Raw genomic sequence first — 19,782 nt, 5'->3', positions numbered from 1 at the left:
GCATGGACCGAAAGCTAGGTGGCTCTCGGCTGGTCTCTTGCCGACCGACCTCGAATATACCCACGAACCCCGGAATTCCGCGGATTTCGCGGGCATCGGCGTCCGATTCGCGGCGTGTCGCGTCACGGAAGTGACGCGTGTGACTCCCGTGACTGTCCGCCCCCCTCTCGCGGGGGAACGCCAGAGCGAAGGAACGCGCAAGGCCCGACATCCGTGAGGATGCCGGGCCTTGCGTTCGCGGGCTGGCTCACCAGCTCGACAGTGCTTGTTCGCGGGCTGGCTTACCAGCTCGACAGTGCTTGTTCGCGGGCTGGCTTACCAGCTCGACTTGGTCACACCGGGCAGCTCGCCACGGTGGGCCATGTCGCGGAAACGCACACGCGAGATGCCGAACTTGGTCAGCACGCCGCGGGGGCGACCGTCGATCGCGTCACGGCTGCGCAGACGCACCGGCGACGCGTTGCGGGGAAGCTTCTGCAGGCCGACGCGAGCGGCTTCGCGCTGCTCGTCGGTCGCGTTCGGGTCCACGAGCTGCTTCTTGAGCTCGAGGCGCTTGGCGGCGTAGCGGTCCACGACCTCCTGGCGCTGCTTGTTGCGCGCGATCTTGCTCTTCTTAGCCATGGATCAGCGCTCCTCTCGGAATTCGACGTGCTTGCGGATGACCGGGTCGTACTTCTTGAGAACGATGCGGTCAGGGTTGTTGCGGCGGTTCTTGCGCGTCACGTAGGTGTACCCCGTGCCGGCGGTCGAGCGCAGCTTGATGATCGGACGAACGTCCTGAGCCTTCTTCGCCATTAGAGCTTCACACCCTTCGCGATGAGGTCCTTCACAACCGACTCGATGCCGCGCGCGTCGATCACCTTGATGCCCTTGGCGGACACGTTCAGGGTGACCTTACGACCGAGCGAGGGCACGTAGTAGGTCTTCTTCTGCACGTTCGGGTCGAAGCGGCGCTTCGTCCGGCGGTGCGAGTGCGAGATGTTGTGACCGAAGCCGGGAACCGCTCCAGTCACCTGGCACACTGCAGCCATGGTGATGTCTCCTTCTGTACCGTGACACCGGACGGTGCCACCCAAGATCCCTTGTCTGCACCCCGCACTCGACAGGCCGTTTCCGGCCGGATGATGAGGGAAGGGTACGAACTGCGTGCTGGAGTGCGCGCAGACAAAGAGTCAGTCTAGCACGGCGGCTGCGCGCGCCCCTTGCGCTCCCCGCCCCCAGCGGAAGGCCGAGACCGTGGGGTCGCCCGGGATCCAGAACCGCCACGGGTAGGCGTCAGTGCCCGCGACTCCGGCGACCCCGACCCGAGGACCGGTAGCAACGGACGTCACCGGTTGCTCGCGCAGAAGCAGGAGAGCCACGGCACCGGACTGTTCCGCACCGGTGACGGCGTCGACGCCGTCGTGCTCGGCGTGGCGCAGACCGAGACACTGACCGAGACGTCCGGGCCCGCGTGCAAGGTCGCGCACGGGCCCAGGCTCCCGCGCCGCGAACCGGCGCCGCGTCGCGATCTCAGTCCCCTCGACGATCTCGGCAGCCCGCAGCAACACACCACCGGCGACCCCCGCCGGCGCGCACACGACGTTGACGCACGAATGGATGCCGTGACTGAGGTAGACGTAGAGGTGACCCGGTTCGCCCCACATCGTGGCGTTACGCGGGCTGCGGCCCGAGCGCGCATGGGATCCGGGGTCGGGGACGTCGCCGGTTCCGGCGCCGTGGTAGGCCTCGACCTCGGTGAGTCGGGCGACGACGCGGTCACCGCCGACCTCGACGACCAGATGGGCTCCGAGGAGTGTCGGTGCGACTTCCACCGGCAGGGCTGAGAGGTCGTCGCGCGCTGCCGGACGCAGACCGTCGGGAACCGTCACCGCCACGACACCGACTGTCGGCACCACGAGATCGACGAGCCAGCGAGCGCCACGAGTTCGCGAGCTTCCGAACTCTCGTCCCGCGGCAGTTCGACGATGTGCGTCTCGACGGTCGCAGGAAGGGGCAGTTGGTAGGTGTCGTACGGGTTGGATGCCAGGTCCGGCGCCACGAGCATCGCCGCGTATTGACCGCTCGGCGACACGCACGTCTGCAGGACGGCGTCGGTGTCCGGCGCCGAGAACACCTCCCTCGACGCCCCGGTGTCATCGACCAGGACGACGGATGTCGCGCCAGTCGGCAGGCCGGTCTCGGCGATCGGGAACGTCGTGCGCAGGGTCCCACCGCGCGGGAGGGGCATGACGCTGCCGATCACCGCCGGGTCGGTGCCGACATCCAGCGGCGTCTCCTCGCCGGTCAGGAGGTCGAGTACAACGAGCCCATCGATGCGCTCGACGATCGCCTGAGCGGTTCCCGGAGCTATGCCATCGATCGCGAGCGCCGTACCGAGAGCGGTCGGAGCCTCGCCCTCGGGGTCGGTCAGCAACAGGTTTCCGTCGAAGGCGACCAGCAACACACTGTCGGTGTCGGGCACGAACGACCATTGCGCGACGCGCTCGTCGGCGCCCGCGACGACGACCTTCGCGGGCTCGGCGGTCGGGGTGTCGAGCGATGCCGTGTACAGCGCCGATTCGTCACCCGAACCCGTCCCGACCGTCGACGAGGTGAACAGGTATCCAATCCGATCCCCCCGGTCAGCGATCTGCAGATCAGCGATATATCCGCTGCCCGGCAGTGTCAGTTCGACCGGGTTCTGCCCGTCGAGGTCGGTCATGATCAGCGCGCTTTCGCCGTCTTCATCGACGAGCACGACAAGGTGATCGCGGGTCGCACGGTAGTCCTCGATGTGCGGGTGGGCGAACACGGCGACGGCGGCTTCACCGGTGAGGTCGGTGCGGAAGATCGTGTCGCCATCGACAGTGCCGCGCTGCAGCAGGAACACCTCGCTCGGCGGGGTGGTGAACGTCTCGGTGATCGTGGATGACGGACCCCCCGACACTCCGGTCACCCCGTCGATCGTGACGGTGTACTCGGTGTCGGCATCGAGCGGAACCGTGAAGCGCACCCCGATGCTGCGACCCGAGGTGTCGATGTCGAACGGTGTTGCGGGGGTCACCGTGACAGAGGTGGGGTCGACGTCGGCGAGCGACTGCGAGGTCGTCACGATGAGCCGGGACCCGGATGCCGCGATGGCAGCTGACGGGTCGACCTGCACCGCGGTCACTCGCGGCCCCATGAGAACGGTGGCCGCGGCTCCGAGCGCGCCGACGAGCCCGATGGCCGCAGCGACCCCGACGAAGCCGAGGACGAATCCCCGCAGTCGTCGACGGGCAGCTCGCTGTCGGCGCGACGGCGCAGCCGAGTCGCGCCGACAGCCCGCGTCAGTACTCATACGGGTCCTCGGGCTCGGGTACGGTCTCGACCGAGTCGGCAGCGATGTGCAGCCGCCCGTCGGAGTCCGATCGCACCGTGCCCGTCACGGTAGCCCACTCGCCCTCGGGCGCTGCCGTGCCGCCCCACGCGATCGGCACCGCGGCCAGTTGCGCGTCGATGACGCAGTGGGTGATGACGAACCGCGACAGCAGGAAGCCGGCCCCGGCATCGCCCGGGGAGACGAAACCGGTCAGAGTGACGGCGTCGCCGTCGAAGGATGCCGGGTCTGTCGCCGTCGCTAACACCGTCGCCCACTCGCCCACCCCGAAGGTCGCCGTATCGCCCGTGGAAGCCAGGGTGACGACATCCCGGCCGCCGAACAGCACCGGCGTGGTCGAGGCGCTCGTCGAGGCGAACTGCGGCGACAGCGACGAGGGTGGCAGGGCGAGCGCGCCGACCACGACGGCACTGGCTATCACTCCTGCGACAACCGTGCCGGCCAGGGCGACCGGATGCCGCGCGTGGGCAAGCGCATTGCCCTGCTCGGTCCCCTCCGTCGCGGCGCGGCCGCGGTCGGCATCCGTGTGATGGGCCGAACCGGTGTCACCGTGATCGTGTCCGTGGTCGTTTTCGGCACCCAACGGCAGCGCGAAGGACGCGATGGCGCCAATCAGAACGATGACCGACATACCCACCGCGAACCACGCCGACTCAGGGTTGATGTAGAGCGACAGTCGCCCCGTCACCGCAAGCCCGATGGTGAGGACGGCGAGGGCTGAGGCGAGCCCGACACCGAGCCAGCGTGTTCCGAGGGAGCTGAGCCTAGGCAAGAAGGTTCACCACCGTCCCCATCGCGAAGGCAGACAGCACGACGACCACGACGATCCCGACGAGGGTGCGGGTCGTGAAGGTCGTGCGCAGCAGGGCGAGCATCTTCACATCCACCAGCGGGCCGACAAGAAGGAACGCCACGATCGAGCCGGGGGTGAAGGTCGAGGCGAACGAGAGCGCGAAGAACGAGTCGACGTTGGAGCAGATCGAGACGACCATTGCGAGCGCGATCATGGCGACGATCGACAGTGCCGGGTTGGATCCGATCGCCAACAGCACGTCTCGTGGGATGAGTACCTGAACGGCTCCGGCGATGGCGGATCCGATGATAAGCGCGGGCATGACGGCGCGCAGCTCGACGACCAATTGGGCAAGGCTCCGGCGCCCCTTGCCGCCGGGCTCGTGAGTCACGAGCCCGCACGTGTCGCGGAACCGGTCGGTCAGCAGCGCGTCGGGGCTCGGATGCCGGCTGTACAGCCAGCCGAGGAGGTTTGCGATCAGGAAACCGCCCACCAGGCGCGCCACCAGGATGCCGTCGCTGAACCCGAACGCCTGGTGCGTCGTGATGATCACGATGGGGTTCACGATGGGTGCCGCGATGAGGAAGGTGAGGGTCTCGGGCACCGTGAACCCGCGCATCAGCAGGCCACGGGCGAACGGGACGTTGCCGCACTCGCACACGGGAATGAACATGCCGAGCAGGGACAGCACGCCGCGTCGCAGCCACGGGGTGCGTGGCATCCATCGCTCGAGCACTCCTGGCGGGATCCACACCTGCACGACGATCGACAGCACCACCCCGAGCACCACGAACGGGAGCGACTCGATGAGAACGCTGATCGCGAGGGTCAGCCCATCCTGGGCGCGAGTCGATAGCGGTGAGGCGAACAGTGAGGGCGCGAGGGCATCAATCGCGACAAGAAGCGCGATGAAGAGGATGCCGATTCCGACGCCGACTCCCGCCCGTACTCCCGGGGTCGCACCCTCGGAGCGGACGCCTTCGGTCGCCGGAGCGTCAGCGCGCACGGTTCCCGTCGCCGGATGCCGCGCGGGCGCGCGCCGTGCACTCGGGGCAGCGCCCGAAGATGTCGACGACATGCTCGGCATCCGTGTAGCCGTGCTGCTGCGCAACCGACCGGGCCCACTGCTCGACGGGGGTCGCTGCGATCTCCACGGTCGCGCCGCAGGACCGACAGATCAGGTGATGGTGATGCCCCGAGGTCTCGCACGCACGGTAGAGGCTTTCGCCGTCGGGTCCGTGCAGCGTGTCGGCCGCGCCCTCATCGGCGAGACTTGCCAGGGCGCGGTAGACCGTCGCGAGGCCGATCCCCGTGTCTTCATCACGAAGAACGGCGTGAAGTGACTGGGCACTGATGAAGCCGGGGGCATCGCCCAGCGCCGTGCGCACGCGTTCGCGCTGCCAGGTATTGCGTTGCGCCATGGCCGGGAGTCTATCGACCTACCTTCGGCGCCGGCTGGGAGCGCGTGGGAGCCCTCACGCGAACCGCGCCCGAGTCACCCGACCGCGCCGACCGCCGACGAGGCGGCAGACGAGATAGATCAAGAACGAGATCGTCGTGATGTAGGGACTCACCGGGAGGGTTCCGGCGATCGCCAGCAGGATGCCACCCACGGCCGACACGAAGCCGAAGCCGGCCGCCAGCAGCGGAACGCTCCAGGGCCCGGATGCGATGCGCATGGCAGCAGCAGCGGGGGTCACGAGCAGGGCCATGACCAGGAGCGCGCCGATGATGTGGATCGCCACGGCGACGATCAGCCCGAGCAGCAGCATGAATCCGAGCGAGACCGCCGTGACCGGTACGCCGCGCGCTGCAGCGGATTGCGGGTCAAGCGAGTCGAAGCGCAACGGCCGCCAGATGAAGAGCAGTCCGAGCAGAACCAGGATGCTGATCGCGATCAACCACCCGAGCTGCGCGTTCTGCACCGAGACGATCTGACCCGTCAGCAGGCTGAACCGGTTGGCGCTGCGACCGCTGTAGAGCGAGAGGAACAGGATGCCGAGACCGAGGCCGAACGGCATGAGCACGCCGATGAACGAGTTGCGGTCGCGCGCCCGCGCGCCGAGCCATCCGATGAGCCCGGCGGCGATGAGCGAGCCTACGATCGACCCCGTCACGACATCCCAGCCGATGAGGAGCGCGAATGCGGCTCCCGCGAACGAGAGTTCGCTGATGCCGTGGACGGCGAAAGCCATGTCGCGCTGCATCACGAAGACGCCGACGAGGCCGCCGACCAGGCCCAGCACTGCCCCCGCGATGACCGAGTTCGAGACCAGCGCGAGGATCGCGCCATAGTCAGCCAATCCCCCGAACATCGCGTCGCCGATGTCAGACCAGTTCATACGTGCACCCCACCGGGTTCGTCGCCGTCGTGGTGGTGATGGTGCGAGACCTCGGCATCCGGCGCGCCCACGACCACGAGGCGGTCGCCTGCCCGCAGCACAGCGACGGGAGCGCCGTAGAGGTCGCTGAGAACGCTCGTCTGCAAGACCTCATCGGGCTTTCCGAGCGTGAAGCGCCCCCCGGCGATGTAGAGGATGCGGTCAACGACGTCGAGGACAGGGTTGATGTCATGGGTGACGAACAGCACACCGGTGCCATGCTCGCGGCGATGCCGGTCGATGAGCGCCACGATCGCTTGCTGGTTGGCCAGGTCGAGACTCGTGAGCGGCTCGTCGCACAACAGCAGGCCGGGGTCGTCGGCGATCGCCTGCCCGATGCGCAGCCGCTGCTGCTCGCCGCCGGAGAGTTCGCCCACGGGCCGGTCGGCGAACCCCTCGGCGCCGACGTCTGCCACCAGCACATCGACGCGTTCGCGATCGCGCCGGTTTGGAAGGCTGAAGCCGAACTTGTGGCCGGTGACACCGAGGGTCACGAGGTCGCGACCGCGCAATGCGGTTTCGGGCGGAAGGGGGCGCTGCTGGGGTACGTAGCCGATGTGCCGGTTGCCCCGGCGCTCGACCCGGCGACCGCTCGTCTCGATCGCCCCAGCGCTCAGGTGCTCGAGGCCGAGGATGGCTCGCAGCAGCGTCGTCTTGCCGGAGCCGCTGGGTCCGAGAACCGCGATGAACTCGCCGGGTTCGACGTCGAGGTCGAGCCCGGCCCACAGTTCCCGCTCGCCACGGCGCAGCGCCGCTCCGCGGATGCGGAGCGGCGGCTGGGCGTCCGAGGTCGCGCTGGAGCTCACGCGTCGAGCGCGTCCGCGAGCTCCGCGATGTTCTGCTGCATCCACGAGATGTAAGTCTGGCCCTCCGGGAGGGTCTCCGTGAACTCCAGCACCGGGATTGACTGCGCGGTCGCGGCATCGATGACCTGCGTGGTCTCGGCGCCGCCGGTCTGTGCGTTGGCGATGACGACCTTGACGGAGCCGTCTTCGACGATGCCCAGCGCCTCGAGCAGAGTTGCGGGGGGCACGTCCTGCCCCTCCTCGACTGCCTCGCTGAACGCTTCGGGCGTCAGGTTCTCGAGCCCGGCTGCCACGATCAGGTAGACGGGCACGGGCTCGGTGACGAAGACTCCGGTGCCGGCGTGAGCTGCCGAGATCTCGTCGAGGGATGCCTCCAGCCCGGCGATCTGGTCGATGAAGGCTGCAGCGTTGGTCTCGAAGAGGTCGGCGTTGTCGGGGTCGAGCGTCGAGAGCTCCTCAGCGATGGCTTCGGCGAGGTGCTCCATGGTGTGCGGGTCGTACCAGACGTGCTCGTTGAATCCCTCGATGTGCGCGTGGTCGTGACCGTCCTCATCGGTGTGGTCGTGACCCTCTTCCTCCGCGTGGTCGTGACCTTCCTCCCCAACTTCGCCCTCAGCGGGGTAGTCGTGGTTGAAGGTGGCAGCGGTGATGACGGGCGCCGTCGTGCCGCTGGCCTCGATCATGGCATCCATGAAGCCGTCGTATCCGCCGCCGTTCTCGATGATGAGATCGGCTTCCGAAACCGTGAGCTGGTCCTGGGCCGTCGGCTCGAACTCGTGCGGGTCCTGAGCCGACGACGTGATGATCGAGGTGACGGTGACGGCATCACCCCCGATCTCTTCGGCGATCTGACCGTAGACGTTGGTCGACGCGACGACGCCGATGGTTGCTTCGGCCGGGGAGGATGTCGCCGGCGTTCCACCCGTGCCGGCGCAGGCCGTGAGCGTGAGGGCGGATGCCGCGCCGAGCGCGAGCAGGGTGGAAAGTCGTCGGGTTGTCATGTCGACAATGATAACGGCGGTGAGAATCATTATCAAAACGGGCGGCCGGTACATTCCGGCATTCCCGAGCGCGACGGGTCAGTCGAGCAGCAGCGCGGGTTCCTCGAGGATCGACGCGACGTCGGCGATGAAGCGACTCATCCCATCGCCGTCGATGACGCGGTGGTCGAACGAGCCCGAGACTGTCGTGACATAGCGCGGGCGCACCTCTCCGTCCACGACCCAGGGCTTCTGCCGGATCGTACCCATCGCGACGATGCCTGACTCTCCGGGGTTGATGATCGGGGTGCCGGCATCCATTCCGAACACCCCGATGTTGGTGATCGTGATCGTGCCGCCCTGCTGGTCGGCAGGCGTGGTCTTGCCCTCGCGCGCCGTGAGGGTGAGCTTCTCGAGGGCCCGTGCGAGCTCTCGCATGTTGAGGTCCTGGGCGTCCTTGATGTTCGGCACCAGAAGCCCGCGCGGGGTGGCCGCAGCGATCCCGAGGTTGACGTAGTGCCGCACGCTGATCTGGGCGCCGCCGTCACCGTCGACCCACGCCGCGTTCACCATCGGCGTGCGGCGTACCGCCCAGATGACGGCGCGCGCCATGATCAGCAGCGGCGAGACCTTGACGTCGGCGAAGTCGGGGGATGCCTTGAGTCGCTTGACGAGCTCCATGGTGCGGGTCGCGTCGACATCCGTCCACACCGACACGTGCGGTGCCGAGTACGCCGACTGCACCATCGCGGTCGAGGTGGCCTTGCGCACACCCTTGACCGGGATCGACTCGACCCGGCCCGCCGCCTGCGCGAACGGCGAGGCGACGCCGTTGGGGGCGGGAGGCGCTGGTGCCGCTGCCGGTGTCACGGTGATGGTCTCTTCGCGCACTTCGGGCCAGTCGGGAGTCTCGATATTGCGGAAGACGCTTGCCTGCGACGCGTGCTTCACGACGTCCTCGCGGGTGACTTCGCCGGCCTCACCCGAGGGGGTCACGGCGGCAAGGTCCACGCCGAGATCGCGCGCGAGCTTGCGGATCGGCGGCTTCGCGATGACCCCGACGGATGCCGTCACCGGCCGCTCAGCGGGCTTGCGGCGACGCGAGGTGACAGCTCCACCCGTCCCGTATCCGACCAGCACCGCGCCGCCGCCCTCAGCACCACCTTCCGCTGTCTCAGATTGCGCGTCGCCGCCCCCGGGAGCGTCGGTCTGTGACAGCGGAGCGGATGCGGCGGGAGCCGTCTCGATCGTCACGATCGGGGTTCCGACGGCGACGGTCACGCCCTCCTCGACGAGCGTCTCGCCGACCGTGCCGGTAAACGGCGAGGGCAGTTCGACCAGGGACTTGGCGGTCTCGATCTCGACGAGCACGTCGTTGACCTGCACGGCGTCGCCGGGCGCGACCTTCCAGGTGACGATCTCGGCCTCGGTCAGGCCCTCCCCCACATCGGGGAGAACGAAGGTCTGCGTGCTCATGTCGGTCCTTTCGCGGTGCACGAACTCCTGCACCTCGGTGGTCTGTGCCTCAGTATCGCCGTGTCCGTGCCGACATTGCAGGAGTTAGCGCCATCGGGTGTCAGTAGGCGAGGGCGCGGTCGACGGCCTCGAGGATGCGGTCGGCATCCGGCAGGTAGGTGCCCTCGAGCTTGGCGGGTGGGAACGGGGTGTCGAACGCCGAGACCCGCAACACCGGCGCCTCGAGCGAGAAGAACGCGCGTTCGGTCACGGTAGCGGCGATCTCGCTGCCCAGGCTCGTGAAGCCCGGGGCCTCCTGTGCATAGACCATGCGGCCGGTGCGGCGCACGGAGTCGAGGATCGGACCGTAGTCGACCGGTGAGAGCGAACGCAGGTCGACGACCTCACAGCTCGTGCCCTCGGACTCGGCGAGAGCCGCTGCCTGCAGCAGTGTGCCGACCATGGCGCCGTGGCCGACGAGAGTCACATCGGTGCCGCGGCGGACGATGCGGGAGGCGTGAAGTGGCAGGGCAGGGGCAGTCGTGTCCACCTCGCCCTTCTGCCAGTACGCGCTCTTGGGCTCAAGGAAAATCACTGGGTCGTTGGAGGCGATCGCCTCCTGGATCATCCAGTACGCGTCTCCCGCGGTGGCGGGGCTCACAACCCGCAGGCCCGGGGTGTGCGTGAAGTAGGCCTCGGGGCTCTCCTGGTGGTGCTCGATCGCGCCGATGTGCCCGCCGTAGGGGATGCGAATGACGACCGGCATCGACACTGCCCCCTCGAGGCGGTTGGTCATCTTCGCCAGCTGCGAGGTGATCTGATCGAACGCCGGGAACACGAACCCGTCGAACTGGATCTCGCACACCGGGCGGAACCCGGCCATGGCCAGCCCGATCGCGGTACCGACGATGCCGGACTCGGCAAGGGGCGTGTCGAGCACCCGCTGCTCGCCGAATTCTGCCTGCAGCCCCTCGGTCACCCGGAACACGCCGCCGAGACGACCGATGTCTTCACCCATGAGCAGGACGCGGTCGTTCGTTGCCAACGCCTGCCGCATACCGGCGTTGAGCGCGCGCCCCAAGGGCATGGGCCCGGATGCCGGAGCCGCGGCGGCCGCGGAAGCCTGGCCGGTGGAGGTCGAGACGGTGGTCATCGGGTGCCTCCCTCGAAGGATGCCTCGTACTCGGCGAGCCAGCGGCGCTGCTCGTCCATGAGCGGGTGCGGGTCACTGTAGACGTGAGCGAACATCGCGTCGCGCTCCAGTCCGCCGAGCTCATTCGTGCGCACGCGCAGATCATCGGCAGCGGCGGCGGCCTCGGCATCCACCTCGTCGAAGAGCGTGAAGGGGGCTCCGCGATGCTCGAGGAAGGCCCGCATTCGTGCGATCGGGTCGCGCTGAGCCCACAACTGCTCCTCGTCGGAGGTGCGGTACTTGGTCGGGTCGTCGCTCGTGGTGTGGGCACCGATCCGGTAGGTCATCGCCTCGATCGCACGGGGCCCTTCGCCGCTCCGCGCCTCGTCGAGGACACGCCGAGTGACGGCGTAGCTGGCGAGTACGTCGTTGCCGTCGATGCGGATGCTCGGCATCCCGTACCCCTCTCCGCGCCGCACGAGCGGCGTGCGGGACTGGGTCGCGACCGGCACCGAAATGGCCCACTGATTGTTCTGCAGGAAGAAGACTTCGGGCGTGCGGTAACTGGCAGCGAAGACCATTGCCTCGTGCACATCACCCTGGCTGGAGGCGCCGTCGCCGTAGTAGACGATGACGGCTTCGTCACGCTCTAGGTCGCCGGTGCCACAGCGTCCGTCGAAGACCAGGCCCATGCCGTAGCCCGTGGCGTGCAGCGTCTGGGCCCCGAGCACCAGCGTGTAGATGTGGGTGTTGCCGTTGGCCGGGTCTGTCGGGTCCCATCCGCCGTGCGAGAGTCCGCGCATGAGCTTGATGATCCCGATCGGATCCACGCCCCGGATTCGGGTGACGACGTGCTCGCGATAGGAGGGGAAGAGGTGATCCTGCGCGCGGGCGGCGCGGGCCGAACCGACCTGTGCTGCCTCCTGTCCGAGGCTCGGGGGCCAGAGTGCGAGCTGTCCCTGGCGCTGGAGGTTGGTTGCCTGCCGGTCGATCGCACGGATGACGACCATGTCGCGGTACAGCATCTCGAGGTCGGAGTCGGCGAGCGCGTTCACGAGCTCGAGGTACGGCTCGGCTGCCGGACTGGGCGCGAGGGAGCCGTCAGCGGCGAGGATGCGGACGAGCTCAGGTTCTTCTGGCTGGGTCACGGTCCCTACGCTACCCGCGTGCGGGGTGCCCTTCCGGGAGGTCCTCTACAACGGAACCCGCGATCCGTAGCACTCTGTCCACAGACTCATGCTCTCCGACGGATATGCGAACACCCTCTCCCGCGAAGGGCCGGACGACGATTCCGCCGTCATGGAAGGCGTCGGCCACAGCCAGCGTGTCGGGTCCGGTGGCAAGCCACACGAAGTTTCCCTGGGCCTCGGGGACGCGCCATCCCTGGTTCCGCAGGCCTGCCGCGAGCGCATCGCGGCGCGTGGCGATCTCGGCTACCCGCTCGAGCAGCTCGTCGCGTGCGTCGAGGCTCGCCAGGGCCGCCTCTTCAGCGTGGGCGGTGACAGAGAGCGGGATGGCGGTGCTGCGCGCGGCATCCAATACCCGCGGGTGACCGATCCCGTAGCCAACGCGGAGTCCCGCGAGACCGTAGGCCTTCGAGAAGGTGCGCAGCACCACGACATTCGGATGCCCCGCCTGCAGCACCCGCACGCCGTCGACGGCATCCGGGGCGGTGACGAACTCGGCGTACGCCTCGTCGAGCACGATCAGCACGTCGCGAGGGACACGGGCGACGAAGTCGTCGAACTCGGATTGCGTGACCACCGGACCGGTGGGGTTGTTGGGGCTGCACACCAGGATCGTGCGGGTGCGGTCGGTGACAGCATCCGCCATCGCAGCGAGATCGTGGCGCGCGTCGGCGGTGAGCGGCACACGCACGGATGCCGCGCCCGACACCTCGACCAGCGACGGGTAGGCCTCGAACGAGCGCCACGCGTAGATCACCTCGTCGCCGGGACCTGCGGTCGCCGAGATGAGTTGCGCGATGAGCGAGACGCTTCCGGCGCCGATGTGCACGGCGTCGGGGCTCACGCCGTAGTCGGCGGCGATCCGATCCCGCAGCCGCGCAGCGCTCGCGTCGGGGTAGCGGTTGACCGCCGTTACCCCGCGCATCGCGTCGATCACGCCAGGGAGCGGGTCGTACGGGTTCTCGTTGCTCGAGAGCTTGAACGCGTCTGGAGCCGCCTGTCGGCCCTGCTTGTAGGGGGGCAGCGCCGCGATCGCGGGGCGTACGCGAACGGGGATCGGGTCGGGTTCGGTCACTCCATGAGTTTAGGACCGGGGCGGTTTCAGGACCGGCCCGAGTGCGCGACCGGGCTGTTACCTGTCTGCACCCTCGTGAAAGACTGCGGGCATGAGTTTACTCGTCCGCATCGTCGTGAACGCGTTCTCGATCTGGATCGTCACCCTGATCCCTGCCCTCGGGGTCACTGTCATCCCGTTCGCACCGGGGGAGACGCTGCAGTTGGTGCTGACGCTGCTGCTGGTGGCGCTCATCTTCGCGCTTGTGAACACCATCATCGGCACGGTAATCAAGGTGCTCGCCTTCCCGATCTACATCCTGACGCTCGGGCTCATCTCGCTGGTGATCAACGGCTTCCTGCTGTGGCTGACCGCCTGGTTCACGCAGTGGTGGGACTGGGGTCTGCGAGTCGAGGACTTCTGGTGGGGTGTGGTCGCGGCCCTTCTGATCTCGATCATCAACTGGTTCATCGGGATCCTCCTCCGGCCCCGCCGCAACAACGACTGAGTCGGCCTCAGTTGCCGCCTCGATCGGCGGCGTATTCGGTGACGGTCACGCTCTCGGCCGACCCGAGGTCACGCCACAGTTCCCGCAGCGCCGCAGTGCGGGGGTCACTCGAGGCATCCACCATCGCCGCCGTCTCGGCGTACCGCTCGATGCCGTGCGCTGCCAGGGTCAGGTCTTGCACGCCGCCCGTCGGGTCGGCCACCCGCTCCGCAACGAAACTTCCCGGCGCGCCCACCGTCTCGGCGTGACCGCCGCCGGCGAGCCCCGCGACGGGATCGTCGGTGTGACGGATGCCGACGCTGAGCACGCTGTCGGGCACGGCTGCCTCGACGGGTGAGCCATAGGTGACGAGGGTCTGCACGTCGTAGGTGCCCTCCATCGCGAGAGCAGAAGCGAGCATCGCTCCCTGCGAGTGGCCGAAGACGTGGACCGGCTCGCCGGGAGCCACGCCTGCCTCGCGGAGGGCGAGTTCGACGGACTCGAGGGACGCCGATCTCTCACCCCCGTACAGCTCGAGGTTCGAGCGCATGTCGAACGGGTCGCCCGAACCGCCGGAGATGGTCTGTGTCCCGGCGATGTAGACGGCCGCCTGCGACCCACCGCCGGGCATCGCGTAACGCTCGACGCGCACCCGGGCCTCAGCGGCGCCGGGCACGCGGCGGGCGGCATCCGCCAAACCCGTCAACGGCCCCGATGCCAACGCTGATGAGGGGGTTGGGGCTACTGCGCGCACGGTAGTCGGCGCGGTAGGGGCTCCGGGCGGCGTGGCTGGAGGTGCCGTGGGCGGGTGCCGGGTCCCGCCGCGATGCCCGGGCACTGATGTCGAGGGCGCCGTGGCCGCGGCATCCGCCGCCGGAGCGCCCGGCGAGACCGGCGCCCGCGACATCCGGCCGAAACCCGCGAGCGCCACCCCGCCCCAGAGCACACCGGTGCCGACGGCCAGGGGAAGGGCCATCCCGGGAATCCACCACGTCGCAGCCGCAGCCTGGCGGGCCATCTCGATCGGACCGCCGCTGCGCCACCCGCGCACCGCGGTGTCGGCAGCGCGCGCGGCGTCCGGGTACTCCTGCTCAAGCAACGCCATCCGCGACTCGATCGCTCGCGCCGCATCGGCATCACCGGCGGCGGCCGCTGCCGCGTGCTGCGCCCGCAGTTCGATGAGCTCATACGCTGCAGCGAGCCCGTCGAGGGCTGCCGCGAGCGCCGCCGGTTGCTCCGCAGCCCGGTCAGCGCCGCTTGCGAGCCACCGCGCCTCGAGGTCAATGCCGAACCGGGTCGCGGTGGCTGCGGCATCCGTTGCCACCCAGCGCGCCCGGTCCGCGAATTCGCCCAGACGGATGCCGAACTCGCGCAGCCGCCCGGCAACCGCTCGCAACAGCTCGGTGTCGACGGCGATAGCACCGCCGCTGCGGATCTCCAGATCGCTCACGCCCCAGCTCCGGCCAGACCGAAGCCGGGGTACCCGCCCGCGATGGACCACGGATGCGGCGCTCCGACGTCGGCGCGCAGATCGAGGGCGCGCTCTCGCAGGCCGCGCAGCGCCGCCACAAGCTCCGCCATCTCGGTCTGGAACTCGGCGACAGCCGGCGTCTCCCAGCCACTGACCCGCGCGATCGCCTCGGCGTCGGCAGCGAGGTCGTCAGCCCACGACGCGAGCGCCGCGAGCTGTGCCCGTACGGCACCGGCCGCCGGTGACGCACACAGCTCATCCATTCGTCCACGGTCGCTGACCCTCGGGGCGCGGGATGCGGCATCCGTCACGTATTGTCGACGGTTCGGCCCCCGGCGAAACCGGGGAGGAGGCGACGAACTGATGCGATCGCCGGGCAGGAGGGGTATGAATGAACGCATGACTGCGAACGCCGTCGAGCCGTTTCGCGTCGTCTTCGTCTGCACCGGCAACATCTGCCGGTCTCCCATGGCCGAGGTCGTGTTCCGCGCCCTGGCCGACAGTGCGGGCGTCGGCGACCGCGTGCTCTCCACCAGCGCCGGCACGGGAGACTGGCATGTCGGCGAGCGCGCCGACGAACGCACCATTGAGGCGCTCGCCCGGCGCGGCTACGACGGCGCGCGCCATCGCGCACGGCAGTTCGGCAGGGCCGATTTCGATCGCAGCGACCTGGTGCTTGCCCTCGATCGCAGCCATGAGCGGATCCTGCGCGGCTGGGCACACTCGGACGCGGATGCCGACAAGATCTCTCTGCTCATGTCGTTCGATGCCGGGGCCCCGACCCTCGATGTGCCCGACCCGTACTACGCCGGCGAGGCGATGTTCGACGAGGTGCTCGGTATGATCGAGAACGCCAGCCGCGCACTCTTCCGCCAGCTGGAGCCGGCGCTTCGCCCCGCGCCCTGAGGCGATCATCGCCCGGCGCGACGGGAGCCCGGACCGCAGATCCGACAGGAGTACCGTGACCTCCCTGCCCCGTGAGCACGACGCCAGCTCGTTCGGCGATCAGCCGCTGAGTCCCCTCGACGGACGGTACCGCGCCGCGGTGGCACCCCTGAGCGACTATCTCTCGGAGGCCGGCCTCAACCGTGCCCGCGTCGAGGTCGAGGTCGAGTGGCTGATCGCCCTCACCGACCGTTCCCTGTTCGGCACAGCACCGCTCGAGGAGACGCAGAAGGAACGCCTTCGCGCGCTGTACCGCGGCTTCGGCGCCGACGAGATCGCGTGGCTCGCCGAGAAGGAGTCAGTGACCCGCCACGACGTGAAGGCCGTCGAGTACCTCGTTCGCGACCGGCTCAGCGAGCTCGGACTCGAGCAGATCGCCGAACTGACCCACTTCGCGTGCACGAGCGAGGACATCAACTCGGCCTCCTACGCACTCACGGTGCAGCGCGCCGTCGTCCAGGTCTGGCTGCCCCGACTCCGCGTCGTGATCGACCGGCTCGCCGCCCTCGCCCACGAGCACCGGGACGCTCCCATGCTCTCGCGCACCCATGGGCAGCCGGCGACCCCCACCACGATGGGCAAGGAGCTCGCCGTCTTCGTGTGGCGACTCGAGCGGGTCGAGCGGCAGATCGCGGCATCCGAGTTCCTCGCGAAGTTCTCGGGCGCCACCGGAACCTGGTCAGCCCACCTCGCCGCTGAGCCCGACACCGACTGGCCGGCCCTCTCGCGCGAGTTCATCGAGTCGCTCGGGATCGGGTTCAACGTCCTGACGACCCAGATCGAGTCGCACGACTGGCAGGTCGAGCTCTACGACCGGATCCGGCACGCGGGCGGCATCCTGCACAATCTCGCGACCGATGTCTGGACCTACATCTCGCTCGGGTACTTCTCGCAGATCCCGGTGGCCGGCGCGACCGGCTCGTCGACGATGCCGCACAAGATCAACCCGATCCGCTTCGAGAACGCCGAGGCGAACCTCGAGATCTCGGGTGGGCTGCTGGCCACGCTGGCGCAAACACTCGTCACCTCGCGGCTGCAGCGGGACCTCACCGATTCCACGACGCAGCGCAATATCGGCGTCGCCCTGGGGCACTCGCTGCTCGCGCTCGACAACCTCGCCCGGGGATTCACCGAGATCTCGCTCGCGCAAGCCGCGCTGGATGCCGACCTTGAGGGTAACTGGGAGGTCCTGGCCGAGGCGATCCAGACCGTGGTGCGCGCTGAGATCGTGGCCGGACGCTCGCAGATCAGCGACCCCTACGCGCTGCTGAAGGACCTCACACGGGGGCGGCGCGTTGGCGTCGCCGAGCTCGCGGAGTTCGTGCGCGGTCTTGACATCGGGGATGCCGCGAAGGAGCGCCTGCTCGCCCTCACGCCGGCGTCATACACGGGTCTCGCATCGGACCTCGTCTCCGAGATCGAGTGAGCCCCGGCTGAGCTTTAGGCGGTTGGTGCTGAGGAGCCGCCGGCCTCGCGGTCATCGGGCGCGGTCGCCGATGCCGCGTCGCCGTCGGGCTCGTCGTCCAGCAGCACGGGCCGATCAATGGTCTTGGTCACCTGCGCGGGGTCGATCGCCAGCAGCAGGAGTGCGAGCGCGACGAGGGTGACCACAAAGGTCACTCCCGCGACGATGAGCGCAACGACCAAAGCGTTCTGCACGTCTTCGGCGGGAATCTGCTGGAAGAACCCCATCGAGACGAGCGTCACGATTCCCGCGAAGAGGGCCGCAGCGAAGGCGAGCCCCAAGAGCTGAACGGGGCGCATGATCTCCCGGCGCGAGGGCTTGTCGGTCATGGCTTCCTCTCGGCCGTCGCTTCGGTGACCGCCGCCGCGGCCTCGGCATCCGTCTGGCGCGGCGAGAACGCAGCAATTCCGAGGTACACGGCGACGATCGCGGCGTAACCACCGAAAATGCCGACGGCGATGGTGATTCCGGTCAGGGTGAAAGTCTGTCCTGCTTCTTCGATCGTGTAGGTGAGGGCGTACTGCACCGGCACCGCGACGAGCCCCAGTCCGAGCAGGATGCCCAGTGCACCGACGAAGATCGCGTCGCGACTCTGCGAGCGCGGCAGGTGTGTCATCCGTCGCGCTCGGATACCCGCGACGAGTTCGACGATGCCGCTGAGCACAGCCCAAGCGATCACGGCGACGAAGAACATCGTGTCGGTTCGAAGGCCCGGCATCCCGGTTGCCATTCCGGCGAGGAGAGCGAGAATGCCGAGCAGCACCGCTGCCCACCGGTCGCCCTTCGGGAAGATCAGCCACACCGCGGCGAACCACACCAGACCCGTCGCGATCGCGAAGCCACTGAACACGGCGAGGCCGACGGCAGCGGAATGATCAGGGGAGAAGGTGATCATGACGGCCGCCAGCGCGGCGAAGAAGGCTCGCGCCAGCTGAAGATGCCTCACCTCGAGGGTGCGGAGGGGTGCAGCGCTGGTCACAACACTCAAGTCTATTCGTCGCGGCATGCCTGATCGGCGGGCCCGGGCTTCGCGCTCACCCCGCGGCCATGCACCGACGGGGGCGCTGGGTCACCACAGGGGATGGATCGCGTCGCGCAGGTGACGGTCGTAAACCCCGTGAACCGCCGCGTCGAACCCTTCGAGATCGAACGCGCCGGGCTCGAGCAGAGCCCCTGCGGCAGCGTTGGCCTCAGCCTGCTGAGGCGTCCGTGCGCCGGGGATCACAGAGGTGATGCCGGGCTGGGCGGCGATCCAGGCCAGGCTCGCTGCGGGAAGTGAGACTCCCTCGGGCAGCGCGGCAGCCAGCTCGGATGCCGCGGCGATCCCGACCTCGAAGTCGACGCCCGAGAACGTCTCGCCGCGGTCGAACGCCTCGCCGTGACGGTTGTACGAGCGGTGGTCATCGCTGGCGAATGTCGTGGCCGTCGTGTACTTGCCCGAGAGCAGCCCGGAGGCCAGCGGCACCCGCGCGAAGATCGCGACCTGGGCGGCGGCTGCTGCCGGGAGCACCTCGTCGAGCGGCTTGAGTCGGAAGGGATTGAAGATGATCTGCACGTTTGTCACGCCCGGGCGCGCAATGGCGGCGAGCGCCTGCTCGCACGTCTCCACCGATACGCCGTAAGCGGCGATGAGGCCGTCTTCGACGAGCCGGTCGAGCGCATCGAAGAGGTCGTCGGCAGCGATGACGTCGGTAGGCGGACAGTGCAGCTGCACGAGGTCGAGGGTGTCGACGCCGAGGTTCTCACGGGAGCGCTCGGTCCAGCCCCGGAAGGCTTCTTCGGTGTAGTTCTCGCGCAGTTGGTCGACGCGGCGTCCCATCTTCGTCGCCACGGTGATGCCGTGATCGGGTCGCGACGCGAGGAAGCGGCCGATGAGCTTCTCCGACCGGCCGTCTCCGTACACGTCCGCGGTGTCGAAGAGCGTCACGCCGGCGTCGGCGGATGCTGCGAGCACCGCCAGCGCGTCATCCTCGTTGACCGCGCCCCAGTCGGCGCCAAGCTGCCACGTACCGAGGCCGATTGCCGAGACGAGACGGCCAGTTCTTCCGAGGGGGCGCTGCTGCATGCATCCACTCTGCCACCCGCCGCCGACGTGCGGGCCGCGGCGCATCCTGCGGGAGGCTCTAGGGTATGGCCATGCCCGTCTCCTACCACTGCGCTGCGGCCACGGATGTTCCGCCCGAGACGCGGCTCTGTTGCAAAGATTGGCGGCAGTCAGAGGTAGGCTGTCGCTCTGCGCCGATCAGGCGGCTGCTGCGAAATGGT

General features: G+C 68.6%; 23 protein-coding genes. 3 read left to right on the top strand and 20 right to left on the bottom strand.

Features of this window, described 5'->3' with window-relative positions:
* Positions 1-315 precede the first annotated feature (315 nt).
* From rpsN to LL236_RS14225, 15 genes are all read right to left on the bottom strand, one after another.
* Positions 316-621 carry a 30S ribosomal protein S14 gene (gene rpsN, locus LL236_RS14295; RefSeq protein ID WP_228179499.1) on the bottom strand — a complete coding sequence of 102 codons (306 nt, stop codon included), beginning with the start codon at positions 619-621 and terminating at the stop codon, positions 316-318.
* A gap of 3 nt (positions 622-624) precedes the next feature.
* Positions 625-795, bottom strand: a complete 171-nt coding sequence (gene rpmG, locus LL236_RS14290) for a 50S ribosomal protein L33 (RefSeq protein ID WP_005051772.1) — start codon at positions 793-795, stop codon at positions 625-627.
* Positions 795-1,031 carry a 50S ribosomal protein L28 gene (gene rpmB, locus LL236_RS14285; protein WP_228179498.1) on the bottom strand — a complete coding sequence of 79 codons (237 nt, stop codon included), beginning with the start codon at positions 1,029-1,031 and terminating at the stop codon, positions 795-797. The genes rpmG and rpmB overlap by 1 nt, the downstream gene beginning before the upstream one ends.
* Before the next feature lie 141 nt (positions 1,032-1,172).
* Positions 1,173-1,871, bottom strand: coding sequence for a DNA-3-methyladenine glycosylase (locus LL236_RS14280; RefSeq protein WP_228179513.1), 699 nt, complete (start codon positions 1,869-1,871; stop codon positions 1,173-1,175).
* A complete protein-coding gene (locus tag LL236_RS14275; RefSeq protein ID WP_228179497.1) occupies positions 1,868-3,322 on the bottom strand; it encodes an Ig-like domain-containing protein in 1,455 nt (484 codons plus the stop codon). The genes LL236_RS14280 and LL236_RS14275 overlap by 4 nt, the downstream gene beginning before the upstream one ends.
* Positions 3,312-4,133 carry a TIGR03943 family putative permease subunit gene (locus tag LL236_RS14270; RefSeq protein ID WP_228179496.1) on the bottom strand — a complete coding sequence of 274 codons (822 nt, stop codon included), beginning with the start codon at positions 4,131-4,133 and terminating at the stop codon, positions 3,312-3,314. Before LL236_RS14270 ends, LL236_RS14275 begins: the two co-directional genes overlap by 11 nt.
* Positions 4,126-5,232, bottom strand: coding sequence for a permease (locus tag LL236_RS14265; protein ID WP_228179495.1), 1,107 nt, complete (start codon positions 5,230-5,232; stop codon positions 4,126-4,128). The genes LL236_RS14270 and LL236_RS14265 overlap by 8 nt, the downstream gene beginning before the upstream one ends.
* Positions 5,150-5,575 (bottom strand): Fur family transcriptional regulator, encoded by a 426-nt coding sequence (locus LL236_RS14260; RefSeq protein ID WP_228179494.1) that lies wholly within the window; start codon positions 5,573-5,575, stop codon positions 5,150-5,152. Before LL236_RS14260 ends, LL236_RS14265 begins: the two co-directional genes overlap by 83 nt.
* Before the next feature lie 54 nt (positions 5,576-5,629).
* Positions 5,630-6,496 (bottom strand): metal ABC transporter permease, encoded by an 867-nt coding sequence (locus tag LL236_RS14255; RefSeq protein WP_228179493.1) that lies wholly within the window; start codon positions 6,494-6,496, stop codon positions 5,630-5,632.
* Entirely contained in the window at positions 6,493-7,341 is an 849-nt protein-coding gene (locus tag LL236_RS14250; protein WP_228179492.1) for a metal ABC transporter ATP-binding protein, read from the bottom strand. Before LL236_RS14250 ends, LL236_RS14255 begins: the two co-directional genes overlap by 4 nt.
* Positions 7,338-8,342 carry a metal ABC transporter solute-binding protein, Zn/Mn family gene (locus LL236_RS14245; RefSeq protein WP_228179491.1) on the bottom strand — a complete coding sequence of 335 codons (1,005 nt, stop codon included), beginning with the start codon at positions 8,340-8,342 and terminating at the stop codon, positions 7,338-7,340. Before LL236_RS14245 ends, LL236_RS14250 begins: the two co-directional genes overlap by 4 nt.
* Before the next feature lie 78 nt (positions 8,343-8,420).
* Complete coding sequence (locus LL236_RS14240) at positions 8,421-9,797, bottom strand: dihydrolipoamide acetyltransferase family protein (RefSeq protein ID WP_228179490.1); 1,377 nt, start codon at positions 9,795-9,797, stop codon at positions 8,421-8,423.
* A gap of 100 nt (positions 9,798-9,897) precedes the next feature.
* Positions 9,898-10,863: an alpha-ketoacid dehydrogenase subunit beta gene (locus tag LL236_RS14235; protein WP_228179512.1), complete on the bottom strand. Its 966-nt coding sequence runs from the start codon at positions 10,861-10,863 to the stop codon at positions 9,898-9,900.
* Between the two features lie 62 nt (positions 10,864-10,925).
* Complete coding sequence (locus tag LL236_RS14230) at positions 10,926-12,056, bottom strand: thiamine pyrophosphate-dependent enzyme (protein WP_228179489.1); 1,131 nt, start codon at positions 12,054-12,056, stop codon at positions 10,926-10,928.
* 10 nt (positions 12,057-12,066) lie between these two features.
* Positions 12,067-13,170: a histidinol-phosphate transaminase gene (locus LL236_RS14225; protein WP_228179488.1), complete on the bottom strand. Its 1,104-nt coding sequence runs from the start codon at positions 13,168-13,170 to the stop codon at positions 12,067-12,069.
* 91 nt (positions 13,171-13,261) lie between these two features.
* Between LL236_RS14225 and LL236_RS14220 the strand changes: the two genes are divergently transcribed.
* Positions 13,262-13,657, top strand: coding sequence for a phage holin family protein (locus LL236_RS14220; protein ID WP_228179487.1), 396 nt, complete (start codon positions 13,262-13,264; stop codon positions 13,655-13,657).
* Positions 13,658-13,664: 7 nt separating this feature from the next.
* On the opposite strand, the gene LL236_RS14215 is transcribed toward LL236_RS14220, so the two are convergent.
* The gene (locus LL236_RS14215) at positions 13,665-15,086 is read right to left on the bottom strand and encodes an alpha/beta hydrolase (RefSeq protein ID WP_228179486.1); all 1,422 of its coding nucleotides are present in this window, start codon (positions 15,084-15,086) and stop codon (positions 13,665-13,667) included.
* Positions 15,083-15,370 (bottom strand): hypothetical protein, encoded by a 288-nt coding sequence (locus tag LL236_RS14210; RefSeq protein ID WP_228179485.1) that lies wholly within the window; start codon positions 15,368-15,370, stop codon positions 15,083-15,085. Before LL236_RS14210 ends, LL236_RS14215 begins: the two co-directional genes overlap by 4 nt.
* A gap of 136 nt (positions 15,371-15,506) precedes the next feature.
* Between LL236_RS14210 and LL236_RS14205 the strand changes: the two genes are divergently transcribed.
* Positions 15,507-16,013 carry a low molecular weight protein-tyrosine-phosphatase gene (locus tag LL236_RS14205; protein WP_228179484.1) on the top strand — a complete coding sequence of 169 codons (507 nt, stop codon included), beginning with the start codon at positions 15,507-15,509 and terminating at the stop codon, positions 16,011-16,013.
* Between the two features lie 55 nt (positions 16,014-16,068).
* Entirely contained in the window at positions 16,069-17,478 is a 1,410-nt protein-coding gene (purB, locus tag LL236_RS14200) for an adenylosuccinate lyase (RefSeq protein WP_228179483.1), read from the top strand.
* Positions 17,479-17,492: 14 nt separating this feature from the next.
* Here purB and LL236_RS14195 read toward each other — a convergent pair whose 3' ends face one another.
* From LL236_RS14195 to LL236_RS14185, 3 genes are all read right to left on the bottom strand, one after another.
* On the bottom strand, positions 17,493-17,846 hold the full coding sequence (locus tag LL236_RS14195) for an amino acid transporter (protein ID WP_228179482.1): 354 nt from the start codon (positions 17,844-17,846) through the stop codon (positions 17,493-17,495).
* A complete protein-coding gene (locus LL236_RS14190) occupies positions 17,843-18,496 on the bottom strand; it encodes an acyl-CoA synthetase (RefSeq protein ID WP_228179481.1) in 654 nt (217 codons plus the stop codon). Before LL236_RS14190 ends, LL236_RS14195 begins: the two co-directional genes overlap by 4 nt.
* Positions 18,497-18,586: 90 nt before the next feature.
* Positions 18,587-19,582 (bottom strand): aldo/keto reductase, encoded by a 996-nt coding sequence (locus LL236_RS14185; protein ID WP_228179480.1) that lies wholly within the window; start codon positions 19,580-19,582, stop codon positions 18,587-18,589.
* Between the last annotated feature and the right edge of the window lie 200 nt (positions 19,583-19,782).

This window comes from Microbacterium schleiferi (assembly GCF_020781975.1).
In the GTDB taxonomy this organism is placed as follows: Bacteria; Actinomycetota; Actinomycetes; order Actinomycetales; family Microbacteriaceae; genus Microbacterium.
This window is presented reverse-complemented; position numbering and strand designations above follow the sequence as displayed.